Genomic DNA, 6,606 nt, shown 5'->3' with positions numbered 1-6,606 from the left:
GTTGCTGATGCGTGTGAAAGAACCGGTGGAGCGGTAGTTCAGTTGGTTAGAATACCTGCCTGTCACGCAGGGGGTCGCGGGTTCGAGCCCCGTCCGTTCCGCCAATTATTGCATAACCCCTGAATCGAAAGATTCAGGGGTTTTTTGCATATGTTTTTTAGAATTCCAGAGCTAAAACGAATTTAACCTTCGTATAATTTTCTTATTCTAAGAGAATCTCGGCCGATATTTATAAAACTGGTTATTACTTCGGTTAAATAGCCTTAATTAACCCGAAATAACTATTTTTACACAATGGCAATTGTTATCAGTTATATTATTTCCTATTCAGGAAGCTCAGGATTTTAACGTTAATCTCTTGTCTCAATAAGTAGTTCGTTTTAAGTTTGTTTATATTAGGATAAATAAGTGGAGATAAAAAATAACTTGTTGTGGAATCTTAAGTAAAATCTATAGTTCAGAGTTATATGTCCACAAATTACAGATGCAACTTTCAATAAAATATCATAAAGTTATATTTCGAATAATTCACAAAGATCACTCATCATGAAATTCACACTGGATATGCTTGACTGGCTGGCTCTTGCTCCGGGAGTTAACAGTTGCGAACACTGGATCCAGTGGGCCCACCGGCCTGATGCAGAGAGATTCTCGGGCGAAATCCCTAAAAGTACGCAAATTCCCATGATGACTGCGCGTCGTATGAGTATCGGAAGTCGTTTCGCAGTGGATACAGGTCTTTTATTGCTCGAAAATTATAAAGTCGACGCTGCCATTTTTACCAGTCGTCACGGTGAGCTCGAAAAAACAGGGCGAATTTTGCATAATTTAGCGAATGAAGAGCCTGTTTCGCCAACAGAGTTTTCGATGTCAGTACACAATACCGCGGCGGGTTGGTTAACCATTACCGGTAAAAACCCTTTGCCAGTCACTTCATTAGCAGCGGGACATGATAGTTTTCAACAGGGAATACTTGAAGCACAATCAATGTTATCCGCGGGGGCTTCCCGCGTTATGCTGGTCGATTTCGACGGACAAATTCCTGCGATATATAATGAATCGGTAAATTCTGAGTTTCTTCCTTATGCGGTAGCAATAATATTAACGGCTGGCAATACTTTGCGGTGTGAGCGTATTTCTCTGCCTGGTGAACATCAGATAGTGCCTCTTGCGCAGAGTCTTCAATTCCTGCGCGGTTATCTTTCTTCTTCCCCTTCATTTGAGGTGAGTGCGGGTAATCGTCATGGCTGGCAATGGTCGCGTGACATGCAATGAGAGAATCTGAATTGAAGCAAGGGGTGTCTTCTCTGGCGAACCGTATCTGGAGATGGTTGGCGACCGGATTCTTTTTCGCACTTTTCGGAATTGGCGGACTGTTGCTTTCGCTTATCTGGTTTAATCTGTTGCGGCTAATCATACGCCAGCCAGACAGATTGCACCGCATGACGCTGAACAGTATCCGCAGCAGTTTTCGGTTTTTCCTCGGTGGATTGCGTCTGGTGGGGGTGATGGATTACCGGTTTGCAGGTGATGAAAAGTTTCAACAGGATACTGGCTGTCTGATCGTCGCAAATCATCCCAGCTTGCTTGACTATGTCATTCTGGCCTCACAAATGCCGCGCTGTGATTGCATTGTCAAACAAGCTTTGCTGAAGAACCCGTTTCTGAGTGGCGTGATTAAAGCCGCCGGATATCTGGTTAACTCGGGATCTGATGCGCTGCTGCAGGCTTGTGAAACACGTCTGCAAGCGGGAGGAACGCTGCTGATCTTCCCCGAAGGTACACGTACCGTGTCTGGCGAGCCGTTAACTTTACAGCGTGGTGCGGCAAACATTGCGCTGAGAGCAAATTGTGATGTAAGAATTGTTCATATTACCTGTCAGCCGCCTATGCTGACTAAACGGGGAAAGTGGTATCAAATTCCCCCGGTAAAACCTCAGTTTGTTATTACTGTTGCCGATAAGGTAAAAGCTGAAGACTTTCTCTATGAAAGCGATCTTTCGCCGGCTCTGGCTGCAAGACGTCTGACACAACATTTGCGCACTGAGCTGATGCGTGGAAATACTCAAGATAATGAGAAATAAGTCATGGATTCATTAAGTAACGACATTAAAGTCCTGATCATCACGACGCTTAATCTGGAAGGTATGACACCAGATGAGATAGAAACTCAGGCGCCGCTTTTTGGTGACGGTTTGGGGCTGGACTCCATTGACGCTCTTGAACTGGGCCTGGCGTTGAAAAAACAATACGGTGTGATCCTTTCGGCTGAAAATCAGGAAATGCGCGAACATTTCTATTCCGTTGAAAGTCTGGCCAGATTTATATCAGTACAGCGTGGTTAAAGAGATTCCTATGCAGAAGCAAGAAATTTACCAGCAAATTAGCGTCCTATTAATCAAGCTATTTGAAATTGATGAAAGTGATATCAGTCCGCAAGCGAAGCTTTATGAGGATTTGGAATTAGACAGTATTGATGCGGTGGATCTGGTTGTTCATTTGCAAAAGATAACGGGCAGAAAGATTAAACCTGAAATGTTCAAGTCTGTAAGAACAGTTCAGGATGTTGTTGATGCGATTGATGAATTGCTTAACACGCCTGAGTCCTGATATTTGTGAATAAGCCGCGGCATTTATCATTCCCATTGCTGGCAAATATTGCCCGTTGGGCCATGCCGGTGGCGGTGATTGCTTATCCGATAGCCGTCTGGTGCGGATTAAAAAATTGGGGAACCGGCATTCTGGCACCTTTGCTGATCGCCATATTTATTCTGCGGTTACTGACTTTTCGCGGAAAATTATCCCAGCTTACTTTTTTTGGAAAAGCGATTGCCATCGTGGGGATTGTGCTGGTGGCAACCAGCGTTTTGCTCCGTGAAACATCAATGTTGCTGTATTACCCGGTCGCGGTGAATGCGTTATTGCTGGGAGTATTTTTCAGCTCGCTCTATGCCCGGCAATCTCTGGTTGAGCGACTTGCCCGTTTGAGTGAACCTGAATTACCGCCACGGGGCGTGATTTATACGCGTCGGGTTACGCAAGTCTGGTGTGTTTTCTTTTTATGTAATGGATCAATGGCCTTATATACCTGCCTGAAAGGCGATACGGATTTATGGGCTCTTTATAACGGCGGGATCAGTTATCTGCTGATTGGCTTATTGATGGGTATTGAATGGATAGTCAGAAAGCGTCTGCGTCAGTGATAACCCTTCCGATGTGTAAATGGCTGAGCGCGGAAAGATCTGAGGATCATCTCGTCGCATGGAATGAAAGCCGTGAATGGCGGCAACACGAGTTTCGTCGCGATGTGCTATCTCTTCTTGCCGGGCTCCGCAGAACTTCTCATAGCCGTTGGGCGCTATGTCTGGAAGATAACTATTCTTTCGCGGTCGCGCTGCTGGCGGTGATTTACAGCGGAAAAACGCCGGTTCTGCCCGGTCATTTTCGACCTGCGGTATTAGCTGAACAGCGATGTGAATTTGATGCGCTGATTACCGATCTCCCTTTGTCACCGGATTGTCCGGTACTGCGTTTCCCGCTTGCGCTGCAAGAGACTTTGACGGTTCTGCCACCATGGCCGCAAGATGCCTCAGTCATCCTGTTTACTTCCGGTTCGACGGGGAAACCACAAAAAATCGTCAAGCCGGTTTCCTGTCTGGAACTTGAAAGTCAGTGGCTCGGCACGCGCTGGGGAACAGAATTTGCTGGCGTGCGTTTTGCCGCCACCGTTGCCCCTCATCATATGTATGGACTGAGTTTCGCTTTCATGTTGCCGCTGTCTCTGGGACTGCCGTTTGCGACCACCAGCGTTAAATATCATGAGCAATTACACTCTCTGGCTGCCGCGTATTCTCTGGTTTTCATCAGCAGCCCGGCATTTCTGGAAAGACTGGATCCGGCGCTGAATATGCCAAAACTCAGGCACGTTTTTTCAGCTGGCGGACCTCTGAAACATGCGGCTGTAAGGTTAGTCGAACAGACGTGTGGCGACGTGCCGACGGAAATCTATGGCACGACAGAAACCGGTGTTATCGCTTTTCGGCAGCAATATCAGCCAGAACAGGCCTGGACACTATTTGGCGATATCGTCTTTTCGCTCAGCCCTGATGGCAATACTTCCCTGATTTCGCCACTGGTCTCGCCTTCGGGCTGCTTCACGCTCAGCGATAAGATTCGATTGTTGCCTGCCGACCCGCGTCATTTTGAGTTGCTGGGTCGCATAGACCGGATCGTTAAAATAGCCGAGCAACGGGTGTCCCTGACTGAAATAGAACAACGTTTGTGCCAGCTGGATCTTCTTTCAGAGGCCTGCGTGCTGACTGTTGAAAAGCGCGGGCGGGTTTATGTGGCTGCCGTGCTGGTATTAAGCCGCAGCGGAGAACAGTTATTAGATGCGCAAGGTCAGGCAGCGCTGCTGAATAGTCTTCGTCAGAGCCTGCGCAGCTGGGTATCGCCCGTTGCGTTGCCGCGATACTGGCGCATTGTTCCGGCGATCCCCCTTAACCAGCAAGGCAAGCGCTCGGCTGCTGAACTACAGGAAATGTTTTTATGATTATGCCTGACGTGCTGAACCAGCAACTCACCAGCGAAACCAGCATGCTTCTTACGTTCAGGTTGCCTGCACAATTACTCTGGTTCAGGGGCCATTTCCCGTCGTCGCCAATCCTTCCTGGCGTGACACAGGTGAACTGGGTCATTAACTACGCAGAAACGATTTTGGGAATGAATAAAGCGTTTGCTGGTATGGAAGTGGTGAAGTTCCAGCGGCCACTTTTACCTGAAGAAACCGTAGATTTGCACATCGACTGGCTTAAAGAAAAAAACCAGCTGGTATTCCGGTACAGCGTAGGTGATGTCGTCGCCAGCAGTGGAAAAATCACATTATGTCCATGATCCCGCCAGCCCCATTTTCTCCCTGCCTGATTATTCCTTGCTACAACCACGGGCCGATGATGGCCGGTGTTTTGGAAAGCCTCCGGCCTTTCGATCTGCCCTGTATCGTGGTGGACGATGGCAGCGACGCGCAAACCGCAGACGAGCTACAACGTCTGGCTTGCATCACTCCATGGATGAGTCTGACGCGTTTACCGGTAAATCAGGGAAAGGGGGGGGCCGTGATGGCGGCGCTGCGGCTGGCTGCTGAAAAAGGCTTCACTCATGCACTACAGGTTGACGCCGACGGCCAGCATCAGCTTTCTGACGTCCCCGCAATGCTGGCGGAAGCCAGAAACTACCCGGATTGTCTGATCTCCGGTCAGCCGGTTTACGATGACAGCGTGCCGAAATCGCGTCTTTATGGCCGCTATATCACGCATTTCTGGGTATGGGTCGAAACCCTGTCATTCTCAGTAAAAGACAGCATGTGCGGCTTCCGCGTTTATCCTCTCAGGCCTTGCCTGCAACTGATGGAGAAAAAGGCGCTGGGTTTGCGGATGGATTTCGATACAGAAATCATGGTGCGTCTTTACTGGCAGGGCACGCACAGTCGTTTTCTGCCCACGCGGGTGACTTACCCCGAAGACGGCCTCTCGCATTTCGATGCCGTGAAGGACAACCTGCAAATCTCGTGGATGCACACCCGGCTGTTTTTTGGCATGTTGCCGCGCATTCCTTATTTGTTGAGCCAGTGTAAAGACCGGCCGGAACACTGGTCAGTGACCCAGGAACGCAAAGGATTATGGGGCATTCGCCTGATGCTGGCGGTTTACCGGACGCTGGGCTACAAAGCTTTTCGTCTGCTACTTTATCCGGTCATCACTTATTTTTGGCTCACTGGCCGCAAACAGCGCAATGCCTCTGCGGACTGGCTTGCACGTGTGCGTACCACCGCCGCACAGCGCAACATTTCCCTGCCTTATCCGCTGAGTACGTTCCGCCATTTCATGCGCTTTGGTGAATCTATGCTGAGTAAACTGGCGAGCTGGCAGGGTGATAAAACCCTGACAGACGTGGTGCTGGTCAATCCCGAAATTTGTGAATCACATATTGCCTCCGGCCGTGGCACGCTGATCCTCGCTTCACATCTGGGCGACATCGAATCCTGCCGGGCGATTGGTGTGCTCAATCACCGGATCACCGTCAATGCGCTGGTGTTTACCGAACACGCCGAACGGTTCAATCAGGTGATGAAAGAAATTAATCCGCAGGCGGTGGTTAACCTGATTCAGGTCAGCCAGATGGGGCCGGAAACGGCTATTTTATTGCAGGAAAAACTGGATGCCGGTGAATGGGTAGCGATTGTCGGTGACCGCACGTCTGCCAGCCAGCATCAGCGCGGGGAGCATTCCCGCATCATTTACAGCGAGTTTCTGGGCCAGCCCGCGGCCTTCCCGCAAGGGCCTTTTATTCTGGCTGCGGCGCTGCGTGCGCCGGTCATGCTGATGTTTGGCATCATGCAGCAGCAGCGGCTGCATATTTACTGCGAATCTTTTGCGGATCCCCTGATCCTTCCGCGCGGCAAGCGTCTGCCTGCGCTGCAGGCCGCTGTCGATCACTATGCCGCACGGCTGGAACATTACAGCCTGCTTGCGCCGCACGACTGGTTCAATTTTTACGATTTCTGGCAGCATCCCGCGGATGTCGCCCCTGACAGGAAACCTGACTGAT

8 protein-coding genes and 1 tRNA gene are annotated in these 6,606 nt (G+C 49.7%); all 9 read left to right on the top strand.

All coding sequences use genetic code 11. The annotated features are described in order from the left end of the window. Nucleotides 1–27 precede the first annotated feature (27 nt). The 9 genes from ACJY2G_RS03185 to ACJY2G_RS03145 all read left to right on the top strand — a co-directional run bounded on the left by ACJY2G_RS03185 (nucleotide 28) and on the right by ACJY2G_RS03145 (nucleotide 6,605). A tRNA-Asp gene (locus ACJY2G_RS03185) sits at nucleotides 28–104 on the top strand. Nucleotides 105–546: 442 nt separating this feature from the next. Further along, a complete protein-coding gene (locus ACJY2G_RS03180) occupies nucleotides 547–1,275 on the top strand; it encodes a beta-ketoacyl synthase chain length factor (protein WP_430320250.1) in 729 nt (242 codons plus the stop codon). Continuing rightward, nucleotides 1,272–2,084, top strand: coding sequence for a lysophospholipid acyltransferase family protein (locus tag ACJY2G_RS03175; RefSeq protein ID WP_120163230.1), 813 nt, complete (start codon nucleotides 1,272–1,274; stop codon nucleotides 2,082–2,084). Before ACJY2G_RS03180 ends, ACJY2G_RS03175 begins: the two co-directional genes overlap by 4 nt. Nucleotides 2,085–2,087: 3 nt before the next feature. Next, nucleotides 2,088–2,345 (top strand): phosphopantetheine-binding protein, encoded by a 258-nt coding sequence (locus tag ACJY2G_RS03170; RefSeq protein ID WP_112290822.1) that lies wholly within the window; start codon nucleotides 2,088–2,090, stop codon nucleotides 2,343–2,345. Between the two features lie 10 nt (nucleotides 2,346–2,355). After that, a complete protein-coding gene (locus ACJY2G_RS03165; RefSeq protein ID WP_112290820.1) occupies nucleotides 2,356–2,610 on the top strand; it encodes an acyl carrier protein in 255 nt (84 codons plus the stop codon). A gap of 62 nt (nucleotides 2,611–2,672) precedes the next feature. Beyond that, complete coding sequence (locus ACJY2G_RS03160) at nucleotides 2,673–3,203, top strand: hypothetical protein (RefSeq protein WP_430320385.1); 531 nt, start codon at nucleotides 2,673–2,675, stop codon at nucleotides 3,201–3,203. Then, entirely contained in the window at nucleotides 3,173–4,552 is a 1,380-nt protein-coding gene (locus tag ACJY2G_RS03155; RefSeq protein WP_430320252.1) for an AMP-binding protein, read from the top strand. The genes ACJY2G_RS03160 and ACJY2G_RS03155 overlap by 31 nt, the downstream gene beginning before the upstream one ends. Then, nucleotides 4,549–4,893 (top strand): 3-hydroxyacyl-ACP dehydratase FabZ family protein, encoded by a 345-nt coding sequence (locus ACJY2G_RS03150; RefSeq protein WP_430320253.1) that lies wholly within the window; start codon nucleotides 4,549–4,551, stop codon nucleotides 4,891–4,893. Before ACJY2G_RS03155 ends, ACJY2G_RS03150 begins: the two co-directional genes overlap by 4 nt. Next, a complete protein-coding gene (locus tag ACJY2G_RS03145) occupies nucleotides 4,890–6,605 on the top strand; it encodes a glycosyltransferase family 2 protein (protein ID WP_430320386.1) in 1,716 nt (571 codons plus the stop codon). The genes ACJY2G_RS03150 and ACJY2G_RS03145 overlap by 4 nt, the downstream gene beginning before the upstream one ends. Nucleotide 6,606 lies beyond the last annotated feature (1 nt).

This window comes from Rahnella sp. ATs2, assembly GCF_051851855.1.
GTDB classification, from domain to species: domain Bacteria; phylum Pseudomonadota; class Gammaproteobacteria; order Enterobacterales; family Enterobacteriaceae; genus Rahnella; species Rahnella variigena.
This window is presented reverse-complemented; position numbering and strand designations above follow the sequence as displayed.